Genomic DNA, 22,052 nt, shown 5'->3' with positions numbered 1-22,052 from the left:
GGTGGTGCCGCGCAGCTCGTAATCCTGGGTAAGACCATGCGCCTTGAGCACCGCCTCGGTGATTTGCGGCACGCTCTGGCGTTGGAAGATACGCCAGTCGGAGCTGAGCTTTAGCCGCGCCAGGCGCGGCTCGACAACCGCCGAGTAGCGCGTACGCCGAAAACCCGTGTCGCCCTGGACGAACGACGAGACCGCGCCGTGCACGTAGCGCACGGGCGTGGCGCCGTGCCAGATCGTAAGCAACGCGGCGCGGTCCAGGACTGCGCCGAAATCGATGGCGTGGTTGCCGCTGGCCAGGTCCACTTCCAGCAGGAAAGTCTCGGACAACCCCTCCTGCAACGTGAATTCGACAACCTCAAAGGACTCGTCGCCGATGGCGAATGTAAAGCGCAGATCAGATTGCGTGGGCATGGTGTCTTTATCTCCGTTTCGGTGCGAGCCAGGTCACTGCTTGAGGATGCTCTCTAGCGAATCCAGCACCATCTGCGTGGCGGCGCCGAGTTTCACGGAGAAGTACAGATAGGCGCCGGCGATAACGGCCGCCGCCACCGCCCAAGGCGTCCACAGCGGCCACTGGCGGTGAAGCTTGCGACGAAGCCTGGCGATGTTGGCGGGTGCGTCCACCAGCCGCTCGGGCGCGTCTCCTCGCAGTTGCCGAAGCTGCTCATGCAGCTTGGTGATGATGGCGTTGAGCGTGTCTTTGTTGTTGTGCTGCTGACCATACTTGCCCTGGTAACCCAGGCACAGGCACAGATACTTGAACTCGAGCGCATCGCGGTATTTGGCCGCGTCCATCTGCATGCGCGCCAGCACCGTAAAGAACTTCTCGCCGCCCCAGGTTTCGTTGTGGTGGTAGCTGAGCAGTGACCGGCCCTTCCAGCGCGATCCCACCCCCCACGGCGTGGCCATTACCGCCTCGTCGATGAAGGCGCACAGGGCATAGCGGAATGACAGTTGCGTCGCCCCGTCGTAGCCAAGCTGCCGGACTTCTTCGGACAGCGCAGTGATATGGTCCCGCACGTTCTCATAGAGCCGGCTGACATCTTCCTGCGGCAGGTCCATCATGCGGCGTAGTCGAATCACCAGACCGAAGAGCGGCTGGGCGATGTCCACCAGCGGGTTGATGCTATGGCCGCGCAATTGAAACTGCAGGTCCTCGTCTGCATTGGTGCGAAACACGCCGTCGTATAGGACACGCTCGGGGTCATGAACGATGGGATCACGCGGTGCGCGCATGAAGTCTTCGGGCACGTCGGGCAGGGAGGAACGATTGGAAGGCGTGTCGATACGGTCGTTGCCGACCACCACGGTTTGGCTCATCTCATTGACTCCGAATGGCCCAGAACTGCAACTCCAGCTCCGGGAAGTCGCCGGTGATGTGGAAGCCGAAGCCGGATGATCCTTGTGGCATCAGGCGCTGCCAATGCGGATGCGACCGGTCGAGCTGGAAATAAGTGAAGCCGGCATGGAAAGGCAGATGACGCGGCGCGACGGGCAACGTCATCAACGGCACGCCGGGCAACTGCAGGCGGATCAACTCCTGCAGCAGTTGATGCGACGCCACCTTGGCCTGGCGCACGAACTGTTGTCGCATCTGTTCCAGGGGCATGCGCGCACGCACCGCCAGGATGAAGTCGGCGCTTTGCGGCAGGCTGGGGTCGTGGAGTTGCGCGGTGTAGACGCCGTGACCCTGCATGTCCAGCGGGAGCGACACGGCGCGGGGTTGCAACACGGTGCTGAGCACGCGGCGCAGGGTCTCCTTCAGCATGCGGAACGACGCCTGCGGCGAGTCGTGCTGATACGCGGGGTAGTCCTGCGGCAGCCGGCCCTCGTCGGTGAAGGTGGTCAGTTCGCCACACGCTTGACCGCACGCCAGATACGCATCGACCGGACGGACGTCCGCGTCGCGGGCCAGATGCCGGAACAGATGCTGCCAGCGGTTCAGCGACTGCAGCAGGTTGAAGTCGGTGATATCCGCGACCCCGGATTGGCCGGGAGATCCGATCCGGTGCGCGATGCTTTTCGCGCGCTCGTGCATCAGCGCGGCGATCTCTTCCATGAAATGCGCCAGCGGCCGGATGGCCTGGAGGTACATGCCCGTGATGTGAAAGTCGCTGTCCAGCAGCAGGCCGCCATCGGGGCGGCGGTCCAGAATGCGGGTCAGCGCCAGGCCGGTGAAGGCGCTGCGGTCGTCGCGCTCCAGCGCCAGTTGCAGGTTGGGCACGGCCAGGGCGATGGGCGTGTGATTACCCTGATGGCTATGGGTGTCGCGGATGTCTTCCGTGCGATGGATGTAGCGGGCATTGCCCAGCGTATCGGGCCAGCGGACCTCGGATATGCCGTCCGAACGTAGCGGCAAGGTCAGGTAGACCGTCTGGTTGGCGGCCGTTGCGTCCAGAATCGACAGCGGTTCGGGCGGCGGCTGGTCGTGCGGAATGTTGAAGGCGGTGCCGTCGGGCATGATGCCGCGGGCCCGCACGATGGAGATCTTGCCGAACGACAGGAACTCCTGATTTAGCTCCAGCTCGGAAAAGCCGTAGCAATATCGGCTTCCCATGCGCACGTTGATGTAGTGCTCAAGGTAGCGGTCTGTCTGCTGGAAATGCTGGGGTTTGACGAATTGCCCTTCGCCCCAAACGACGGGATTGCGGCTGGTCATGGCTGTTTTCTCGCTTGATTGCGCGGGCGCGGAGCGGTCTTTTCGGGCCGGTGGTTTTCGTCGGTGATGGCGACGCGGGTGTCTTGCAGGGTGACCAGCAAGGCGTACTTGCGGCTGCGCGGTTCCACCCGGAAAACGTCGTACCAACGTTGCGCATCGGGTGCGTTGAAGGCTGCGACGACGGCGACGTAATGGGTGTCTTGGTCCAGCTCGTGATAGTTGATGAACTTGAATTGGCCGGGCGCGAGCATGTAGTCGTCGGCCGTGATGTACGTGCTTCCCAACGCCTTTTTCGGGGCGCTGCGGACCAGATCGGGATCGGCGTTCTCCAGCAGCGAATCGTCCTTGAGCTGAATTACGCGAAAGGCGATGGGCGTGGCGTTGACGTGATCCTTGGCCGCAAGCGCCGCTGCGGGCGCAAGGGGTACGCCATCGCGATATTGGCCCAACGCGACATCGAGATCGGGACTGGTCGCGCCAATGCCAATCCCGGCAGCCGAATCCTGCGCGTCTTCACTTTTGCGCAAGTGCCATTGCACAGGAAAGGGGGCTCGGCTCGTCGCCACGCTGTCTGCCCACAGGCGTTCAAGCGCGGGACTGACGGCGACGGAGCGCGGCTTGAATGTTCTGGTGAATCCGGACCTGACCAACGTACTTGGCCGGTCTTCAGATGTCGCTGCCGTCGAGGCCTCTTGATGCAAGTGATCTAGCAACGTCTGCAGACTGAGAACCAGGTCTTCGCGGGATTCGCCCTGCACATTGACCGAGAACGACCGTTCATCCGACATAGACGAAGCCGGATCGACGTCCGGCTCGGCCACGGGATTGGGATTTACGTCTTTGGCGGCGTACAGACTCAGCGCCACTTGCGTCGGCTGATCTTCGGGCGGGCCCACCTGAATGCTCGGATCCATCAGGATCTGACCCGTCTTGGTGAGCACGTTGCCGACCGTGGTGCAGCCGGACAGCAACGCCACGATGCACAAGAGTCCAACTGCTGGCCTCATGGTTCTTCCTTGCGCAGCGCCTGGTCGTAGGCCTGGTCAAAGACTTCCCAGAACAGTTTGTCGAACCCCTGCTGCCGGCTGGATTTGAGCTCTTCGTAGTAATGCCGGTACATCTGCCATGCCCAATCGCCGGGCAATGCCTCGGGGTGCTGGCCGGAGCGGTACCGGGCGAAGCGGCGTTCAAGCTGGTCGGGCGCGAATGCCTGCAGCAATGCGTTCAGGCCCGCGGCAACTGCCTTGAGCATCGCGCGATGCTGTTCGCCGATCTGTTCCAGCGATTCCTCGACGGCGGCGGTGGGCGACAGGTGAACCATGCTGCGGTCCCGGGAGAAGAGCGCGCGCACGGTCTCCGGGTAGGTCTGCGCGAGACGCAGCGGATTGTCTTCGATGGGCTGCAGGGTGCGTTTGGCCAGCGCCAGTCCCTGGCCTTCTGGCGTGCGGTTCAGCGCGGCGAGTCCGCGGATGAGCGCGGCGAGGGTGGTGCCGGCCTCGAACAGCAAGGCATGCGCGGCGTGCGGGTCCAACGCTCCTACCGGCGCGCCCAGACCCTCGACCAGCGGCCCCACAAGGCCCGCCGCATCGCCAGTCTGACTGAACTGACTCTGGATCCATTGATCGGATGCGCCAGGGGCTGCAGAAGAAGGGGGGGGTCCCGACATGGGGCGATCTCCGAAGGCATGCAAAGGGGAGCCGGATACGGCTTCGAATCGGGTGGTGGACAGGTCGGCCTGCGCGGCCAATTGGGTTTGTCCGTAGTGCCGGGAATCCAGCACAGCGGCATCGCCGGACGAGGCGGAATCCGAGCGAGCCGCCTCTTCAAGCGCCAGCAAGGGATCCAGGCGTCCCTGCGACGGCGTCTCCGACAAGGCGTGGAACTCGCGCCAACCATGCTCGTCGGCCTGGTTTGGCGTAGGGACATCGTTGCGGTGCTTGGGAAGGGCGTCGATAGGTTCATTCGACGTCCCCAGCAACTCGGTCACATCATGTTCAGCCAGATGCCGGGCAGGGTCTGGCAGGTTGTAGGTCTCGTCATCCAGGTTGACCGTCAGGCGATAGGGACCGACATGAAGGATGTCTCCCCCGCGCAGCCGGGCGCCGACAAGTGCGCCCAGCGGATCCGTCTGGTCGTTCACTCGCGTCTGGCCGCAGCGGTCAATGACGAAGTAACTGCCGTCCTCGTAGCGAACCTCGCAGTGAATGGACTGCACGCGGCCAGACCGGTCATGCAGGATCCAGTCCGCCCCGTTGGCGCCGATCGTGCCGCCAGCGGTGTCAAACATGCACCGGGGCTGGCTCCCTTTCTGCAGGACTTGCGGGTTATCGACCACCAGGGCGAGACGATGATTGGAGGATGTCGGTTTCATGTGCGCAGAGTGACTCTGACGGGCGGCGGAAGGGGCGTGGCCGGCTGTTCGAGAAAGCTGGTCCACCCCAATTGGGTGCCGTCGGCGTGCCGAAGATTGAAGGGAGGAACTTCGTCCTGACGCAGGCCAAGTTCGAGGTCGCAGGGCACCGGGTCACGGAGCAGGAACACGACCAGCTGGCGCAGGCGCTCGAAGTTTTCGCCTGCCGGCAGGAATTCCCGGAAACGGTCCTGGCTCAGGCCCGATATCACGATGACGAAGCTGCAGTGCCGGGTACGGACGCTGTCGCCGATCTGGAAACTTTCGCTGAGCTGGCCGTTGCGCCGGCCGAGCCGGATGCGGTCGGCGTCGTCGATGAGCGTGTGGCGCAGTTCGAAATCGCGGATCTGCACGTCCTTCAGATCAAAGCAATGCGCGATCAGCCCGGCCAGCATGGTCGGCGAGCGGCTGCGCAGGACCACGGCGCCTGCGAAGCTCAGCAGCCGGCTCCAGGCGATTGGCGTGTCGCCGCGGGTCGCGTCATGCTTCAGGCCGATCAGCGCGAAGATCCGCCGCGAGAACTGATCGTCCGCACCGCGCCGGAAGCGGATGTAGTACCGGTATTTGCGCCAGGCCTGGTGCAGTAGCGTCAGCAGGCGATGATTGAAGAAGTCCAGGAATGCCGGGCGGATGCCCACGCCTTGGCCGGCCTCGTAGGCCAGACGGTCCAGGTAATAGCTGGGCAGCGGGGAATCCGTGCCGTGCATGCCGAAGAACGTGGCCTGCACCCGGTACTGGTGCGGAACGTGATTTTCCAGCCGTTCGGCCAGGGCGACGTCGGAGGCCGGAAAGCCAAGCCCGGCGTGATTGCCGAGCAAAACGCGCTGGTGATCGGCATCGAAGCTGTCGGGCGATTCCAGATCGTCCTCGTGCAGCGCATGCAGGCGTTCCAGAAGGCAAAAGAAGTCATGCCTTTTGGCCTCGGCCAGCAATGCGTCGCTTAGATCAGGGGCTGCGTGCCGCTGCGCATGGGCCATGCGTAGTGCTCCTGATTGGTGGTGTTGATCGCTTCCAGCACGTGGAACGACGACAGGCTGGCGTACAGCGACAGGAAGTGGCTGAGCACCGTGCCGAACAGGTAGAGATCGCCCTCGCAGGAGAAGCCGTTCTGGTCCAGCTTCAAAAGGGTGCGGGTGCCCCGGATCGGCAGGCCCTTGTACATCCGGTCAATGGGCTTGCTGACCACTTCCTGCAGGCCGTCCAGGCGCTTTTGCGTGGTGCGGGCGCGCTGAATATCGTGGTGTGCCGAGAAGTCGTAGTTGCCGATGATCGCCTTCAGCGGTTCGGCCGACAGCAGCGACAGGTAAGTGGGCGAGAGGTTGGAGATCAGGCTCCAGTGCAGATCGCCATCCAGGACCGGACGGTACGGCGGCGTGGGCGTGGTCAGGTTTCTGAAGCGGACAAACGCCGGGGTGTCCCGCAACCCCTCGCGGATATCGCCCACGCCCAGCGCCAGCGGGTAATCGCGGTTGGTGCACGTCAGCGCGAGCGACACCGTCTCTTCCCGCCCGATGTATTGGTGATCGTCTCCGCGCACGAAGGCGATGCGGTGCTCGACGCCGGAATCGACCAGGGATGACGACAGGCGCGTGCGGTAATACAGCGTGGTGCGGCCGCGTTCGTGTTCGATCTGATGGCGCAGCGATTCGAAGGGTTCGTAGGTGCGCAGCCATTCGCCGGGTTGCGCGCTGTCGCCGTTCTTCCATCCATCGACCTTGTCGATACTGAAGATTTCGTACGCATCGGCCCGCTGCCCGCCGGGCATGAGGCGGTGCTCGGCAGCCTTGCCGGTCAGGCGGATGGGTTCGGCATCGTGTTCGAACAGGTTTACCGCGGGCGTGCAGTACAGCGCGATGTCGCCCTTGCGTACGCGCACGTCCGCCGGCATGGGCCGCGTGAAGTGGAACTCGATGCGCACGTTTGTCGTGGGCTGGTCCGGCCAGAATTCGAGCAGGTGCGTCAGGGAGAAAAAATAGAAGCGCCTGGGGAAAAGAAAATATTCCTGGAGGATGCGGTAGCCATCCACGGCGTTCTTGGGGTACGGCAGCAAGGCGGCGTCGGAATGGAATCCGGGAAAGCCGATCTGATTGACCGGTATCTGGCGCACCGTACCTGCGGACTCCATGCGGATCTCGCCCAGGTACTTCGCCAGCCACAGGTAGAGCGTCTGCGCGGTGTAATCGCTGCCGCTCAGATAGAAATCCAGTTTGTCGCAGCCGAAGGTGTTGGGCGGGTTCTTGCTCATGGTGGCGAGGTCGACGCGGACGATCGACTTTTCTAGCGAATGGCCGTCATTCACGTCGGCCACGTCGAAGGGGAATATAGAAACGTCCTGGCAGGTGCGGAACTGGCATTGCACGCCGTCTACGGGCCGCGACTGAATGCCGGTGCCGCGCGGCACGGTCTGGCGGCCAGTGATGGAATGGTCGGTGGGTTCGAACTGCATGATGGTGGCGCTGGGCAGGGGCCGCAGATAGTTGGGCCATAGCATCTGCAGCAGCGAATGCGTCAATTCAGGAAAATCGTCCTCGATCTTGAGGCGCAGCTTTGCGGTCAGGAACGCAAAGCCTTCCATCAGGCGCTCGACGTCGGGGTCGGTCGCTTCCTCGCCAAGAAACGGCGCCAGCTGCGGGTTGTTGCGTGCGAAGACGCGCCGCAAGCGGCGCAGGTAATCCAGTTCCTCGCGGAATTTTCCCTTCAACGGCATCCGGTCAGCCTCCCATGGCTACGTGCTAGGTCACCCTGACCTGTCGGCCTTGATGGTGAAAGAGCAGGCTGATTTCCACCTGCTCTTCCAGGTTGTTCACCGGCACCCGGCAGACCAGCCGAAAGCCGAGGTTCAGCGACGCGTCCGTCCCGGGAAGCGGTCTGACTTCGACAACGTGCGCGCGTGGCTCGTAGGCGGCCACCGCGGCGTGGATGTCCAGACAGACCTGTTGGCGCAGGTCGACGGCGCCGATGGCCGCGTCGTTCAGATCGCGCAATCCCAAACCAGGGCTGCTCTGCGAGCTGCCCTGGCGGGAATTGAGGATCCATTCCAACTGGCGCTTGATGGCGCGGATACGCTCGGCCGCCATTTCCTGGCGGGTGCGATTGCGCCGCGGCGGAAGGTCCGAATCTAGGCGTTCGAACAGACTTCCGCGCCCTGGGGACCGGGGCATGGCTCGGCTCCCTGTCAGTCCTTGTCCAGGCGGCCGACCAGCGACAGTTCGAAGCTGGCGCCCATGTACTTGAAGTGCGGACGAACCGACAGCGCCACCTGATACCAGCCAGGATTGCCGGCCACGTCTTGCACGACGACCCGGGCGGCGCGCAGCGGACGGCGGCTTCGGACGTCGCTGGTGGGGCTTTCCTGGTCGGCGACATACTGGCGCAGCCAGTTGTTGAGTTCACGCTCCAGGTCCTGCCGTTCCTTCCAGCTGCCGATCTGCTCGCGCTGCAGCACTTTGATGTAGTGCGCCAGGCGATTGATGATGAACATATAGGGAAGCTGCGTGCCCAGCATGTAGTTGGTCTGCGCGGCCAGGCCTTCGGGCGTCTTCTGGAACACCTTGGGCTTTTGCACCGAATTGGCCGAGAAGAACGCGGCATTGTCGCTGTCCTTGCGCATGGTCAGCGGAATGAAGCCTTCGCTGGATAGTTCGAATTCCTTGCGGTCGGAGACCAGGACTTCCGTGGGGATCTTGGCCTGCAGTTGTCCCAAGGATTCGTACAGGTGCATGGGCAGGTCTTCCACCGCACCGCCGGACTGCGGACCGATGATGTTCGGGCACCAGCGGAACTTGGCGAAGCTGTTTGTGACGCGGCTGCCCATCAGGAATGCCGTGTTGCCCCACAGGTAGTTGCGGTGATCGCCGTCGATGGTTTCTTCGTAGGCGAAGCTGCGCACGGGGTTTTCCAGCGGATCGTACGGCTGGCGCAGCAGGTAGCGAGGCATGGTCAGGCCCAGGTAGCGCGAGTCTTCGGATTCACGCAGGCTGCGCCATTTGGCAAAGCGCGGGCCTTCGAAGATGTCTTTGACTTCCTTCAGGTTGGGCAGCTCTTCGAAGGATTCCAGATTGAGCATTTCGGGTCCGGCCGCGCCAAGGAAGGGCGCATGCGCCATGGCGCCGACGGAGGCCAGGTAGCCCAGCAGCTTGATGTCGGGCGCGGAGGGACCGAAGTTGTAGTTGCCGATCATGCAGCCGATCGGCTGGCCGCCGAACTGGCCGTAGCCCGCGGTGTACACATGTTTGTACAAGCCGCTGCGGGTGATGTCGGCAGCGCTTTCAAAGTCTTCCAGCAGTTCGTCCTTGGTGACCGGCACGAACACGACCTGGATGTTTTCGCGGAAGTCCGTGCGCTGCACGAAGTCGAACAAGGCGCGCCAGATGGATTCAAGCTGCTGGAATTCCGGCTGATGAAGAATGGCGTCCATCTGCTTGCTGAGCTTGCGGTCGATCGCGGCAAGCATCTGGTCCACCAGTTGCTTGTTGATCGGTTGCTCGCGGGAGTCGGACTTGAGCATCTCGGACACGAATGCGGCGACACCGCGCTCGGCGACCGCATAGCCCTCCTGGCTGGGCTCGATGCGGGTCTGGGCCATGATTTGCGCCAGCAATCCCCCTGGGGGCTGGCTGGCGGCGTGTTCCTGGATCTCGGCGGTTTGGGCTTTGGTCATCGGTGCGTCCTTGAAAACCTGAAGAGTGCGGTTGAGACGGTGCCGGGCGTCACGCCTGCGGCGCCGCCAGGAGTTGGTCGAGTTCCTGGGCCAGCTTGCCGCGTGCGCTGTCGTCACCCAGCAGGGTCTGGATCTGCTTGCGGAACGCCGGGATGTTGCCCATGGGGCCCTTCAGCGCCACGAGCGCTTCGCGCAGTTCCAGCAGGCTCTTCAGTTCGGGGACCTGGCGGGCAATCGCGTCAGGACCGAAATCCTTGATGCTCTTGAATTGCAGGTTGACGCTGAGCGTGTCGCTTTCGCTGCCTTCTTCGAGCGTGGCCGGGACGTCGACTTTGAGGCTGAGGCCGGCTTCGGCCATGACTTCGTTGAAGGTGTCCTTATTGATCTGGACAGCGGGGCGATCTTCCAGCGGCGTTTCGTCGGCATGCCCCTTGAAGTCTCCGAGCACCATCACTTTGAGCGGGAGTTCAATTTCCTCTTGCTCGTCGCCTGTGGCGGGGATATAGCGGATATTGATCCGTTCTTTTGGTGCAACTGAACCAACTTTCGATGCCATGGGTCACTCCTTTTAGATATTCAAACGACGCTAGCGCATGGAGATATGAAGCAAAAAAAAGCTGCCTATTCTGATCCGCGGGTTAAAGCTTCGAACATATGAAAAGTTCGAAAAGCTGTTGGGATTGTTCGGATTCGTATGGGAAATATGCGCGGCAATAAGAAAAGAAAGTTGGCCGGCTGATATTCGAATTAGTCCGATTGATGCGCTCCTCGGGCTGTGGTTTCTTAATGCGCTCGGTTTCTGTAGCGCTTAAACAATAAATGGTGAGAAAACCCATGGCCACGAGGAATATCCGGCATGATTTCCGTTGATCTGTCTGCCTTGCTTGACCGATTGCACCCGGTGGCGCGACACGCGCTCGAGGAAGCCGGCAGTCTCTGCATCCGCCAGCACGGCGCAGAGGTCACGGTTGCCCACCTGCTCTATAAATTTCTGGAACAGCCAAAATGTGATGTGCGCTGCGTTCTGGCAAATACGGAATTCGATCTGGATGCGTTGCGTGAGGCATTAGCCAGCACGTTTCCGAAACTCGACGCAGGGCTGGGGCATGCATATCCCTCGTTTTCTCCCTTGCTGCTCGAATTGATGCAGGACGCCTGGCTATTAAGCTCGGTGGAATTGGAGCAAACCGAAATACGGACTGGCGCGCTGCTGCTGGCCGCGTTGCTGAATCCGGGGCGATACCTGCCGTTTCCCGCGATCCGGTTGTTCGACTCGATTAATCGCGAAACGCTGCGCAAACGTTTTCGCGAATTGCTGGCCGGTTCGTCGGAAGCGCCCGTCCTGGAAGATTCATCGCCAACGCAATCGGCAACGGCGGCCTCCGACAGCGCGCTCAGCAAATACGGCCAAGATTTCACGGCCCAGGCGCGCGCGGGCAAAATCGATCCGGTTTTGTGCCGGGACGCCGAGATCGATCTGATGATCGACATTCTTTCGCGCCGCCGCAAAAACAATCCGATTGTGGTGGGCGAAGCTGGCGTCGGAAAAAGCGCCGTGGTCGAGGGCCTGGCACGGCGCATTGTCGAGCAGCGCGTTCCTGCGCCGCTGCGCGACGTGACGTTGTGGGGGCTGGATCTAGGCGCCCTCCAAGCCGGCGCCTCTGTCAAAGGCGAGTTCGAAAAGCGCTTGAAGGCTGTCATCGACGAGGTCAAGCATGCGTCCAAGCCCATCATCCTGTTTATCGACGAGGCGCACACGCTGATCGGGGCCGGTAACGCGGCAGGCGGCAGCGATGCGGCGAATCTCCTGAAGCCCGCTCTCGCGCGCGGAGAACTGCGCACGATCGCCGCCACGACCTGGTCCGAATACAAAAAATACTTCGAAAAGGATCCCGCGCTCACGCGGCGTTTTCAACTGGTGAAACTGGACGCGCCCAGCGTGGAGCAGGCCGTGCATATCCTGCGCGGCCTGCGTGGCATTTATGAGGACGCGCATCAGGTCTATATCGCCGACGATGCGCTGAAGGCTGCTGCGGCGTTGTCGGCACGTTATCTCTCTGGCCGCCAATTGCCGGACAAGGCGATCGACGTTCTGGACACGGCATGCGCCCGAGTGGCGACGGCGTTGGCCGAATCACCGCGACGCCTCGCTTCACTGGAAAACGAACTGCGGCAGGTGGATGCCGAGGCCGACCAGCTCTGGCGGGATGCCCGCGCCGGACGAAAGCCGGATACCGGCAGGCTGGCCGCGCTGGATGTCGCGCGGCAGCAGATTCAGGACTCCATCGAACAGATGCAGGCCGCGTGGCAGCGGCAGAAGACGCTGATTGACGAGATCATTTCCCTGCGCGCGGGCGAGATCCAGGAAGACACGTCACAGCGGCTGGAAGCGCTGGTCGCGCAATTGGCCGACCTTCAACGCAGCGGCGCCTTGTTGTATGCAGACGTGGGCGCCGAGCAGATTGCTCAGGTGATTGCGGACTGGACCGGAATTCCCGCCGCCACAATCAACAGCGACCAGTTCCACCGCCTGGACAAGCTGCCCGAGACGCTACGTCAACGCGTCAAGGGGCAGAACGCCGCCATCGACACGGTGCACCGGCGCCTGTTGACCGCCATGGCCGATCTGCGGCGCCCCGGGACACCGATGGGCGCCTTCCTGCTGGTGGGGCCAAGCGGGGTGGGGAAAACAGAAACTGGCTTGGCCGTCGCCGACGCGTTGTTTGGCGGCGAGCAGTTCCTGACCACTATCAACATGTCGGAGTATCAAGAGAAGCACACCGTGTCGCGCCTGTTGGGGGCCCCGCCGGGATACGTCGGTTACGGCGAAGGCGGTGTACTGACCGAGGCCATCCGTAAGCGGCCCTATTCGGTGGTGCTGCTGGATGAAGTCGAGAAGGCGCACCCGGAGGTGCTCAACATCTTCTATCAGGCCTTCGACAAAGGCGAGCTTGCCGACGGCGAAGGCCGTCGCATCGACTGCCAGAACGTGCTGTTCTTCCTGACCTCGAACCTGGGCTTCGATCAGGACGGCGGCCCGCTTGCCGACCTCGACACCGAGGCGCTGCGCGAACACCTTGCAAGATTCTTCAAGCCGGCACTGTTGGCGCGCATGCAGGTCGTGCCATTTTGCTATCTGGACGAGGCCACGCTTGCCGACATCGTCGAAAGCCGCCTGCAACGCATCGAAAGACAGTTCAGCGACCGCTACAGCGCGAAATTGACGATCGAGACATCAGCACGGGATGAATTGCGCGCGCGTTGCCTGCGTCACCAGAATGGCGCACGGCTGCTGGATGCCAGCATCGACGGCGACATGCTGCCGCCGTTGTCGCTGGCTGTGCTGAAGTGCCTGGCCAGCGGGCAGCGTTTCCGCCGTTCCGCAATCACCTGGAATGGTGCGGCCTTCGTCGCCGTGGTGGAGTAAGCGCAATGTCCTTGAGTGCTCAAGGCGCCGCCGCGCTCGCCCGGACGTTGGTCCAGGCCAGCGGCATTGCGTCCCTGGCCGACCGGTTCCTTAAAGCCGTTTGTTCGGCGCCGGGGATACGTTACGGGGTCTGCTACTGGCGCGAGGCGGCCGGTGACAGCATCCGGCCGATCGCCAGTCATGGCGTCGCGCTGGACCTGTTGCCGGCATACTCCTTGCTCGATCTCGACAACCCCATCACCCACTGCCTGACCACCGCTCAGGCCCGTCATGTCGCACGTCTGGACAGCATGTTCGGCGTCGCGGGCGGCTATGAGGAACTCCGCGAGCGGCTCGCTGCCGCAGAGGCATGGCTGGTGGTGCCGCTGCTGGATGCGCGTCAGAAGGCTGTGGCGGTGTTGTTCCTGGCGGGAGCGGCGTCCGGGCTCAGGTCCTGGACGGCGGACCCCACTTGGCAGGAACTGTGCAGGTTGTATGACGCCGTCTTGAATGGTCTGCTCGATCGGCTTGGTTCAGTCGAGCTGACGCGGACGCGCCAGACCATGCACCACCAGCAGTCCGAGACGCGCGGACGCCGGCGTCTGCTGTCAACCGGCTTTGTCGGCACCGGGCAGATTGCGCGGCGGCTACGCGAAGACATGCTGCGTTTCGCCGACTCTTCCTTGTCGCTGCTGGTCACCGGAGAAACGGGCTCGGGCAAGGACCATGCCGCCTGGCTGATCCACCAGGCATCCGCGCGCAAGGGCAAGTTCGTGCCGGTGAACTGCGCGGCCATCCCGAAGGACCTGATTGAAGCGGAACTCTTCGGCGCAACCCGTGGCGCCTACACCGGGGCCACGCAGGCGCGGACGGGGCTGGTCGCGGAAGCCGATGGCGGCACGTTGTTTCTGGACGAAATCGGGGATATGCCGCTGAGCCTGCAGGGCGCGCTGTTGCGCCTGCTCAACGAAAAGAAGTACCGGCCGGTGGGCGCAACGCGAGAGCTGCCGTCCAACTTTCGGCTGATCTGCGCCACCCATCGGTCTTTGCTTGAACTGGTGCGGGACGGGCGGTTCCGAGAGGACCTGTACTTCCGTGTCTGCCAACTGACGCTGCACATTGCGCCCCTGCGCGAGCGCCTTGAAGACGTTCCGGCGCTGGTCGCGCACATTCTGCTCGAGCACAACCGGGCATTCCCCGGCCGAGTCGCCGGCATTTCCGACAACGCGATTGCACAGCTCCAACGTCATCGGTTTCCCGGCAACGTCCGCGAGCTGCGCAGTCTGGTGCTTGCGGCCGCGGAGCGAACGCCGCCCGGCAAGCGCATCCAGACCAACCGGCTGGTTGAGCTGACAGATGGCGCGCACAAACCCGTAATCGATGACTCCGGCGAAGCCCGCCTGCAGCGCCTGTGGCGTACCGAAAGTCTTCCCGACGCGCTAGCCGCGTTCGAGCGCTTGCTGCTGGAAGACCGCTTGCGACAGGCCGCGGGCTCCCGTCGGGTAGCCGCGCAAAGCCTGGGGATTCCCAAACGCACCTTGGCGCGCAAGTGCCTTGATATGAATCTGACTGGAGAGGAAGCAATATGAAGCCATTCGGGGCGCTCCTGCTGGTTGCCGCCGTGCTCGTGGGCGGCGACGCGGCCACGGACGCGGTGGCGGCGGGCCGTAGTTGCAGGACCATCGTGTCGGCAATTGAACGGTTGGCCTGTTTTGACGCCGAAGCGGGCACACCGCCCGTTCCTGCTGCGGAAATGGCGACACCGTCCACCGTGGCGCCGACTGCCGCGGCACCGGTCGCCGCGGCATCGACCGCCGCGGCATCGGCCACCGCGCCTTCCATGGATCGGGTGCCGGACATCGTCGGGCTGGTGCAACGCAACGAATCCCGCCGCAAGGCAGATCACGCCGGCGTGCTGCTGCTGCGCTTCGGCGATGCCATACCGGGCCAGGACAAGGTCGTCATCTCGGCGCCGGCTCTGACGGGAAGCGAGCCGCGGCCGCTGCTGGCAATCAGTTGCCTGCAGAACATTTCTCGCTTGCAGCTCATCACCCCCGAGCCGCTGGACGTCAGCCGCGTGAGCATCCGCGTGCTGTTGGACGGGCGGCCGATTTCCGACCGCCGGCCGTGGCAGGTCGTGGAGGACGGCACGGTCACGGATGCGGGTCGCGGCCTGGTCGCGATCGAACAGCTTCGTCATCTGACCCGCGCGTCCCAGCAGATGCAGCTTGAAAGCGACCATGCCGCGTTTCACGGACTGTCGTTCGACACCGCGGCGCTTCACGAGCTGATGGCGCAACAACGCGAGGCTTGTCATTGGTGAGCACGTTTCCCACGCTGGACCTCGACGCCATCCTGTCACCCATCTCGCCGCATCAGCCGGCCGGCGAGTTCGACGAGGAAGACAACGCCTACCAGGGTGTCGAAAGCGAAATGATGAAGCTCGGCGGGCTGCAAGAGGCGACCATCGACTGGAGCTATGTGGATTCGGCATCGCGCCAGTATCTGCAGTCGCAGTGCAAGCACCTGCGCATTGCCGCGCAATTGGCGACCGCTCGCATGCGTTCAGGCGGTTGGCGCGGCTGGGCCGAGGCGGCGGGCGTGTTGGCCGGCATGACCAGCCGGTACTGGAGCACCAGCCATCCGAAGCCAGGCGCGGCCGGGTTGACGGCCAAGCGGCGCCTGATGTCCCAGCAGCTGGAGCGCCTGGGAGAGGCGCTGGCCAAACTGGACGGCAAGGGATACGCCGACGAGTTCTACAAATATGGCCAACGGGCCTTGGACACGCTGCAGGGCTGTGCAAGCGAATCCAAGCTGGACGTGCCGACGCTGACTCGCCTGGAGGCGCAGCTACGGCTGAAGGCGGAGGCGACACGCGCGCCTGAGCTGGCCGATGCGCACATGGCGCTGTCGGCGCAACCCACCGGGATCACCGAGGCCTTCTTCACTCCTATGGCCATGGCGCAGGGCAACGAGCGTGAAACGCGCCGATCGCTGTTGGCCGTGGCCGACCTCATCAACCAGCAAGACGCCTATGACCCGACCGGCTATCTGCTGCGCCGCTTCGCCTTATGGGCACACCTGAGCATTGCGCCATCGACTCGAAAGGACACGATGCGGACGGAGCTGATGGCCGTTCCCGCCGAGACCGCGGAGGCCTATTGGGATGCGCTGAAAGCGAATGCGGTCGATCCGGCGCTTCTGCAGCGCGTCGAAAAAAGCATTACTTCGTCGCCTTACTGGCTGCGGGGCAGCTTTCTGGCTGCTGGTATCGCCCGCCGTCTGGAAATGCAGAACGTCGCCGAGGCAATCCGCCAGTCCACCGAGCGCTTTGTGGCCAAGCTGCCCGCGTTGGTGAAGCTGCAATTTGCTGATGGCCGCGCTTTCGTCGATGGCGAAACGCAGTCGTGGATCAGCGGGGCGGATGCGGACACCGCGAAGCTGGGCGCCGGCCATGAGTACCCGGCGTTGCGCGAGGAGCTGCGCGAGGTGCTGGAAGCCAACGGGGTGGAGTCGATGCTCAAGCGGCTGGAAGCCATCCAGAAGACGTCAGCAGATCCGCGCCATGGTTGCCATGTCATCACGATCGCCGCCGAACTGCTCGGCGCGCGGGGATTGGCGTGGCTGGCCGATGGCTTGTATGTCCGCGCCCATCAGATCATGCAAGACGCATCCGCGGCGCAATGGGAGCCCAGTCTGTTCGGCCTGCTGGGGCGCCACGTCAACGCCGCAATCGAATGCAAGAAACAGGAGCAACCCCATGTTTAAGATTTGGTCGACAGTGAAACGCTATGGCCAGCCCCTACTGAAATGGACCAAGCAAGGCATGCCAGTGGCGTTGCTGCTGATGCTGGCGCTCGCCTTGGCCGCCATCTGGTGGTTGGGGCCGATGTGGACCTGGGATGAATACCAACCGCTGGCAAGTCTGACCGCGCGCGTGCTGGCCACGCTCGTGCTGATTGCGCTGCCCTTGCTGGTCTGGGCCATCAGGCTGCGCAAACGGAATCTGACGCTGGAAGCCGAGCGGGCGCAGACGCATAAGCAGCGAGACGATCCCTGCTTGCGCTACGTGCAGGCGCAGGAGCGGGACCTGGACAAGAGCCTGAGCGTGCTGCAGGCAAACCTGAAGGGCCGCAACGCGCTTTATCAACTTCCGTGGTACCTGGTGCTGGGGCAGGAAAACGCGGGAAAAACCAGCTTCGTCAATCGGTCTAGCCAGACGTTTTCGTTGACCGGTGAGGTCAAGGCGGGCAGTCAGCGCCTGCAGGACGACCCGGACCGGATCTATCGCATTGACTGGTGGATCGGCGATAACGCGGTGCTGATCGACCCGCCGGGCGAACTGATTAGCCAGCCGCGAGTGACGGCGGAAATTGAAGCGTCTGCGGCGTCCGGAAATACGGAAGCGCCAAGGCCGGGAGACGCTGCGGGACCCGCGCTCCTGCCCGAGGCGCTTTATTCCCGTCTGTGGGATAGCTTTGTGAGTTGGCTGGGGCGCAATCGCAGCCGCCGTCCGCTCAATGGTGTGGTGCTGATGGTCAGCCTGGTCACGCTGCTGAATCAGCAACCCAGCGACCGCAAGGCGCTGGCCTCGTTGCTGCGCGCGCGGCTGGCCGAACTGAGCCGCCAGCTCGGCACGCGTCCGCCGCTGTATGTCGTGCTGAGCAAATTCGACTTGCTTGAAGGATTCGAGCCGCTGTTCGCGCGGCTGTCCAAGTCCGCTCGCGAGGACATCTTTGGGTTTTCGTTTACGCTGGACTCGGTGCAGCGTTACGATGCGTGGCGGGATGAACTGGGCGCGCGGTACGACGAATTTCTGACGCGTCTGAACGAGCAGGTATTTGATGCGTTGGCCGACGTCCGCGAATTGCGTCAACGGGAAGCCCTCTATTCCCTGGTGCGGCAGCTGACCGGCATGCGGCCGCTCTTGATGGAATTCCTGACCGATGTGCTGGGCAGCGATCGCTACATCACGCCGGCGCTGCCGCGTGGCGTCTTTCTGTCGTCGGTCTATCAGCAGGGCGTGCTGACCAACGCGTTCGTGGCGTCTGCCTCGCAGAACTACGATATCCGCGAGCCCGTGCCGGCCACGCATCCCAGCGGCCGCGCGATGGTTTACTTCGCCCAGCAGCTTTTTCAGCGCGTCATCTATCCCGAATCCGGCCTGGCGGGCGACAACCCGCGTGTGCGTGCCGAGAAGCGCCGCGCGCTGGCCTTGCGCTTCGGAGTGGCGTCGCTGGGCAGCGCGGTGATCCTCGGCGGCTGGTATCACTACTACGCAGTGAACCGGGACAAGGCCATGAGCGTTCTGGAGCGCAGCCGCGCTTATAGCGCCCACGCCATCGACGGCAAGCTGGACACGACGGGCCGCAATCTGCTTCAGCCGCTGGATCAGATCAGCAGCGCGGTGGCAGTGTATGGCGATTATCGGGAAGCGTGGCCGCTTGTGGCGGACATGGGTCTGTATCAGGGATGGCAGATTGGTCCGAAGGTCGATCAGGCCTATTTGACGCTGCTGTCCCAGCGATTCCTGCCTGCGCTGGCCAATGGGGTGATGGAGCACCTTGACGGCACCTCGATCGACAGCGATGCGCAGCTTGAGGCGTTGCGCGTGTACCGCATGATTGAGGATCGTCCCAACCGCCGGCCGCCGGTGGTGGAGCGTTGGATGGGGCGGCAGTGGGCACAGGCTTTCCCCGGCGAGGACAAGGTGCAGCGTGCGTTGATGCGGCATCTGGACTACGCGATGAAGTATGCCGACACGCTGCTGCCGCAGTTCCAGCAGCGCGTGTCCGTCGTGCAGCGCGACCTGCGGCAGATTCCGTTGCCGCAGCGCGTGTACATGACGATGCGCCGTCAGGCGGGCGAATTTCTCAGGGCGCCGCTGGATCTGCGCAATGAAATCGGCCCGGCCTTTGATGTGGTCTATCAGCCGGCGGCTGCGGCCAAGGCAGAAACGGGACAGCCCGCTTCCGATGGCCGTATCGACGCGCTGTTGACGGCCAAGGGATTTCACAATTACTTCGCGCCGCACAGCCAGGATCTGACCGAACTGGCGATGATCGATCAGTGGGCGTTGGGCGAGCGGCGCAATATCGATTATTCGGAGGCCGACAAGCGCGCATTGGCCGAGCGCATCCAGGCCATCTACGGCCGTGATTACATCGACACCTGGCAGCGCAACCTCAACCAGCTTGAGGTTCGGGATTTTCATGATCTTGCCGAGGCGGTCAATGTGCTGGGCACGGTGACGAGTCCTGCGGCGCCGTTGCGCCGGCTGGTGGAAACCGTGCGCGACAACAGTGAACTTGGCGCCAACACCCCTGCAGTCACGGGCGCGCTCGACGGGAAGGGCGCAGCGGTTGCGCAGGCTTCTGGCGTGGCGGAAAAGGTGGCAGCTGGCAAGGACGAAACCGGCGCGATATTCGGGATTGCGCGGGCGTTTGCGCCGATGAGCCAACTGCTGCAGGCGAAGGGCGATCGGGCGTCGTACCTGGACGAAACTTTGGTGGCGGTCGGTAGCGTGCAAGACAAGGTCCGCACGGTGCACGACAGCCCGGACCGCGGCAAGACGGCGCTTGACGTGGTGCTGGAGCGCTTCGGGTTGAAAGGGCCGGATCCGATCAGCAATCTGCAGCGTATTGCTGCGGGTCTGCCCGAACCGCTGAACCGTCAGGTGGGCAAGTTGGCCGACGAGTCGTCGCGGGTGATTCTGGTGGAGGCATTGCGTGAGCTTGAGCGTCGTTGGGACATCGACGTGTATCGCTTTTATCGCGAGCGGTTGGCGAATCGTTATCCGTTCAATCCGGCGAGCCGTGAGGAAGTGGCGTTGGACGATTTCACGGCGTTTTTCGGCCCGCAGGGGCGTTTGCAGCAGTTCCGCGAGAAGTATCTGAATCTGTTCATCGAGGACAACCTTGAGGCGTTGTACTCGGAGCGGTTGGGCGGGTATCTGGTGCGCAACGACGTGCTGACGCAGCTTGAAGCGGCCGAGAAGATCCGGGACGCGTTCTTCAATAGCCTCGGCTCGCTGGGCGTGCAGTTCCATGTGGAGCCGTTGGGAATGGCGCCGAGCAAGCGCAGCAGCTCGCTTAGCGTGGAAGGGCAGTTGGTGACTTACAACCACGGTCCGACGACCAGCACGGCGTTGATCTGGCCGAATACGCTGGCGTCCAGCAATGAAAGCCGGATGACGTTGGTGCATGCGGGGGGCAGCAGCAGCGGACTGGCTTATCGCGGTCCGTGGTCGCTATACCGGCTGCTCAGTCAGGCCCGCCTGAACGGTGCGACGAGCTCGAGCGTTGATATCAGTTTTGCTGCGCCGGATGGCGGTATGCGCTATCGCATCAGTACGGAGAAGGCGAACAATCCGTTCACGCAGCCGTTGTTCAAGGGGTTTGCCTTGCCGAAGACGCTTCTAGAGGATGGCGTGCGCGGTAACGATGCAGGAGGGCAGAGTGCGGGGGGCAAGGCTGGCGGGAAGCAGGCTGCCTCGGCGGGTGGCATGCCTGCGCGGGTGGTTCGGCAGGTGGGGTTGCCGGTAGGCGTGGTCCGGTGAGGGATGCGTGGCAACGCGATCGCGCTGCCACGCCTGGATGGATCATTCGACCAGCCAGCCGGCCTCGCCTTCGATCAGCGTGCCGCCATGGCTGGTTTTATCGCCTTGGCGCGCAACGGGTTGTCCTTCGATGATGGTGCCGGGCGAGCCGGTCTGAATGATTGCGCCGCAACTGATGCGGTCGCCGATGCGGGCGACGGCGCGGCCGTTGACGATGGCTTCGCTTGCACCGGTGACGACGGTGCCGGTGCCGTGAGTGGGGCAGCTATGGCGATGACCTACAAGAACGATGGGTTTCATGATTGGCTTCCTGACGTTTGGGGCTGTTGATTAGCCCCGTGTCGATCGAGGTCGGATCAGAACGGACAAGGCCGGCGCGTGATGCGCCGGCCTTGTTATTTAAGAAACCTGGGATCAGGCTTCTTGGGGCTTGCGCCAGTCGTCGGAGGCTTCGGTGCCGGCGATGGCGTGGGTCCAGGTGATCTTGCGGTAGGCCATGGCGACCTTGACGAGCTGGGTGTACTCGGCCTTGGTGGGGTCCTGGGCGTGCGGGAGTACGGTGTTGATGTTGACGATGGTGGCGTCTTCGAGCTTGGTGGTGAAGAAGTGCTCTTGCTTGCCTTCGGTGGAGGTGCGGTACCACTTGACTTCGACTTCGGGCAGCATTTCGCCGGAGGCGAGGGCCTGGTACATGAGGGGGGTGGCCTTGTTGAGGGGCGCGGTGAAGACGAAGGGCTTGTGAACGCGCTGGCCGGAAGGCTGGCCGCTTTGCGGGTCGGTGGGGGTGGCGATCAGGTGTTCGATTTCCTGGACCAGGATCTGGTCTTCATGACCTTCCTGGTAGACGTTGCCGACGGAGTCGGCGGTGAAGGCGCCTTGCGTGATGTTGCCCTGGGTCTTGCCCTGGATGCTGATGTAGGCGGGAGTCGGCATTTGCTGTTTCCTGGTTTGGTTTCTATTGCGTGATGGCCTTATTGGCCGGTGTGTCATCGGGGATGACATCCGGTTAATTGCAAAGTCCGTGCCAGGGTTTGTTTGAATGCTGGTTTTCTCTTTTTTATCAAAGGCTTAATTGATGGTTTCGGGGCTGATCGTTGATTACGGATTGCTCGAAAAACGGGAAAGTGGTTTTTTCTGTGGGGATTCGGGTCAGTTGTGGCTCGGTGCTTTGGTAAGTCTTTAAAAATAAAGCGGAAAAAATCGGGTCGGGAACGGCTCGGGTGGGTCGGAGTTGGCTCGGTCTGCTTTTGGCTGACTCGGAGAAGCTGGTCGTTCGGGGGGGGCTGGCGTTCGGGCGGGGTGGGTTCTTTAGACGCCCGGCGTGGCGGCGGCCTGGGTGCGCGGGGCTACGATTGCGGT

Annotated in this window: 17 protein-coding genes; 5 read left to right on the top strand and 12 right to left on the bottom strand. The window is 63.0% G+C overall.

Annotated features, from left to right (window positions below):
* From B2W22_RS14855 to tssB, 10 genes are all read right to left on the bottom strand, one after another.
* Positions 1-411: contractile injection system protein, VgrG/Pvc8 family (locus tag B2W22_RS14855; RefSeq protein ID WP_286938384.1), on the bottom strand; the 411-nt coding region annotated here is incomplete at its 3' end.
* Positions 412-444: 33 nt separating this feature from the next.
* A complete protein-coding gene (gene icmH / locus B2W22_RS14850) occupies positions 445-1,320 on the bottom strand; it encodes a type IVB secretion system protein IcmH/DotU (protein ID WP_286938382.1) in 876 nt (291 codons plus the stop codon).
* Between the two features lies 1 nt (position 1,321).
* Positions 1,322-2,659 (bottom strand): type VI secretion system baseplate subunit TssK, encoded by a 1,338-nt coding sequence (gene tssK, locus B2W22_RS14845; RefSeq protein ID WP_286938380.1) that lies wholly within the window; start codon positions 2,657-2,659, stop codon positions 1,322-1,324.
* Positions 2,656-3,636 carry a type VI secretion system lipoprotein TssJ gene (gene tssJ, locus B2W22_RS14840; protein ID WP_286938378.1) on the bottom strand — a complete coding sequence of 327 codons (981 nt, stop codon included), beginning with the start codon at positions 3,634-3,636 and terminating at the stop codon, positions 2,656-2,658. Before tssJ ends, tssK begins: the two co-directional genes overlap by 4 nt.
* A gap of 26 nt (positions 3,637-3,662) precedes the next feature.
* Positions 3,663-5,030 (bottom strand): type VI secretion system-associated FHA domain protein TagH, encoded by a 1,368-nt coding sequence (gene tagH / locus B2W22_RS14835; protein WP_286938375.1) that lies wholly within the window; start codon positions 5,028-5,030, stop codon positions 3,663-3,665.
* A complete protein-coding gene (gene tssG, locus B2W22_RS14830) occupies positions 5,027-6,046 on the bottom strand; it encodes a type VI secretion system baseplate subunit TssG (RefSeq protein ID WP_175122236.1) in 1,020 nt (339 codons plus the stop codon). Before tssG ends, tagH begins: the two co-directional genes overlap by 4 nt.
* Positions 6,010-7,776 (bottom strand): type VI secretion system baseplate subunit TssF, encoded by a 1,767-nt coding sequence (gene tssF, locus B2W22_RS14825; protein WP_286938373.1) that lies wholly within the window; start codon positions 7,774-7,776, stop codon positions 6,010-6,012. The genes tssG and tssF overlap by 37 nt, the downstream gene beginning before the upstream one ends.
* A gap of 25 nt (positions 7,777-7,801) precedes the next feature.
* Complete coding sequence (gene tssE / locus B2W22_RS14820) at positions 7,802-8,230, bottom strand: type VI secretion system baseplate subunit TssE (RefSeq protein WP_286938371.1); 429 nt, start codon at positions 8,228-8,230, stop codon at positions 7,802-7,804.
* A gap of 14 nt (positions 8,231-8,244) precedes the next feature.
* Positions 8,245-9,729: a type VI secretion system contractile sheath large subunit gene (gene tssC, locus B2W22_RS14815; protein ID WP_175122239.1), complete on the bottom strand. Its 1,485-nt coding sequence runs from the start codon at positions 9,727-9,729 to the stop codon at positions 8,245-8,247.
* A gap of 49 nt (positions 9,730-9,778) precedes the next feature.
* Complete coding sequence (tssB, locus tag B2W22_RS14810; protein ID WP_175184825.1) at positions 9,779-10,285, bottom strand: type VI secretion system contractile sheath small subunit; 507 nt, start codon at positions 10,283-10,285, stop codon at positions 9,779-9,781.
* A gap of 300 nt (positions 10,286-10,585) precedes the next feature.
* Between tssB and tssH the strand changes: the two genes are divergently transcribed.
* From tssH to tssM, 5 genes are read left to right on the top strand one after another with little or no spacing between them, the layout of a single operon-like run.
* The gene (tssH, locus tag B2W22_RS14805; protein WP_286938368.1) at positions 10,586-13,156 is read left to right on the top strand and encodes a type VI secretion system ATPase TssH; all 2,571 of its coding nucleotides are present in this window, start codon (positions 10,586-10,588) and stop codon (positions 13,154-13,156) included.
* Positions 13,157-13,161: 5 nt separating this feature from the next.
* Entirely contained in the window at positions 13,162-14,724 is a 1,563-nt protein-coding gene (locus B2W22_RS14800) for a sigma 54-interacting transcriptional regulator (protein WP_286938366.1), read from the top strand.
* The gene (vasI, locus tag B2W22_RS14795; RefSeq protein WP_286938365.1) at positions 14,721-15,458 is read left to right on the top strand and encodes a type VI secretion system-associated protein VasI; all 738 of its coding nucleotides are present in this window, start codon (positions 14,721-14,723) and stop codon (positions 15,456-15,458) included. The genes B2W22_RS14800 and vasI overlap by 4 nt, the downstream gene beginning before the upstream one ends.
* On the top strand, positions 15,455-16,903 hold the full coding sequence (gene tssA / locus B2W22_RS14790) for a type VI secretion system protein TssA (RefSeq protein ID WP_286938364.1): 1,449 nt from the start codon (positions 15,455-15,457) through the stop codon (positions 16,901-16,903). The genes vasI and tssA overlap by 4 nt, the downstream gene beginning before the upstream one ends.
* The gene (gene tssM / locus B2W22_RS14785) at positions 16,896-20,693 is read left to right on the top strand and encodes a type VI secretion system membrane subunit TssM (RefSeq protein ID WP_349679457.1); all 3,798 of its coding nucleotides are present in this window, start codon (positions 16,896-16,898) and stop codon (positions 20,691-20,693) included. The genes tssA and tssM overlap by 8 nt, the downstream gene beginning before the upstream one ends.
* 42 nt (positions 20,694-20,735) lie before the next feature.
* On the opposite strand, the gene B2W22_RS14780 is transcribed toward tssM, so the two are convergent.
* Both B2W22_RS14780 and B2W22_RS14775 read right to left on the bottom strand, forming a co-directional pair.
* Positions 20,736-20,993 (bottom strand): PAAR domain-containing protein, encoded by a 258-nt coding sequence (locus B2W22_RS14780; protein WP_175137975.1) that lies wholly within the window; start codon positions 20,991-20,993, stop codon positions 20,736-20,738.
* Between the two features lie 114 nt (positions 20,994-21,107).
* Positions 21,108-21,626, bottom strand: a complete 519-nt coding sequence (locus tag B2W22_RS14775) for an Hcp family type VI secretion system effector (RefSeq protein WP_175122245.1) — start codon at positions 21,624-21,626, stop codon at positions 21,108-21,110.
* Between the last annotated feature and the right edge of the window lie 426 nt (positions 21,627-22,052).

The organism is Achromobacter sp. UBA4530 (genome assembly GCF_002388205.1).
GTDB classification, from domain to species: domain Bacteria; phylum Pseudomonadota; class Gammaproteobacteria; order Burkholderiales; family Burkholderiaceae_B; genus Achromobacter; species Achromobacter animicus.
The sequence above is the reverse complement of the archived record's forward strand: the minus strand, read 5'-3'. Positions and strand labels throughout refer to the sequence as shown.

Excerpts from the sequence above, each read along its gene's own strand:
- tssF (WP_286938373.1), bottom strand. The coding sequence starts at position 7,776 with ATGCCGTTGAAGGGAAAATTCCGCGAGGAACTGGATTACCTGCGCCGC.
- tssG (WP_175122236.1), bottom strand. The coding sequence starts at position 6,046 with ATGGCCCATGCGCAGCGGCACGCAGCCCCTGATCTAAGCGACGCATTG.
- tssK (WP_286938380.1), bottom strand. The coding sequence starts at position 2,659 with ATGACCAGCCGCAATCCCGTCGTTTGGGGCGAAGGGCAATTCGTCAAA.
- tssB (WP_175184825.1), bottom strand. The coding sequence starts at position 10,285 with ATGGCATCGAAAGTTGGTTCAGTTGCACCAAAAGAACGGATCAATATC.
- tssE (WP_286938371.1), bottom strand. The coding sequence starts at position 8,230 with ATGCCCCGGTCCCCAGGGCGCGGAAGTCTGTTCGAACGCCTAGATTCG.
- B2W22_RS14780 (WP_175137975.1), bottom strand. The coding sequence starts at position 20,993 with ATGAAACCCATCGTTCTTGTAGGTCATCGCCATAGCTGCCCCACTCAC.
- tagH (WP_286938375.1), bottom strand. The coding sequence starts at position 5,030 with ATGAAACCGACATCCTCCAATCATCGTCTCGCCCTGGTGGTCGATAAC.
- vasI (WP_286938365.1), top strand. The coding sequence starts at position 14,721 with ATGAAGCCATTCGGGGCGCTCCTGCTGGTTGCCGCCGTGCTCGTGGGC.
- tssM (WP_349679457.1), top strand. The coding sequence starts at position 16,896 with ATGTTTAAGATTTGGTCGACAGTGAAACGCTATGGCCAGCCCCTACTG.
- tssH (WP_286938368.1), top strand. The coding sequence starts at position 10,586 with ATGATTTCCGTTGATCTGTCTGCCTTGCTTGACCGATTGCACCCGGTG.
- B2W22_RS14775 (WP_175122245.1), bottom strand. The coding sequence starts at position 21,626 with ATGCCGACTCCCGCCTACATCAGCATCCAGGGCAAGACCCAGGGCAAC.
- icmH (WP_286938382.1), bottom strand. The coding sequence starts at position 1,320 with ATGAGCCAAACCGTGGTGGTCGGCAACGACCGTATCGACACGCCTTCC.
- tssC (WP_175122239.1), bottom strand. The coding sequence starts at position 9,729 with ATGACCAAAGCCCAAACCGCCGAGATCCAGGAACACGCCGCCAGCCAG.
- B2W22_RS14800 (WP_286938366.1), top strand. The coding sequence starts at position 13,162 with ATGTCCTTGAGTGCTCAAGGCGCCGCCGCGCTCGCCCGGACGTTGGTC.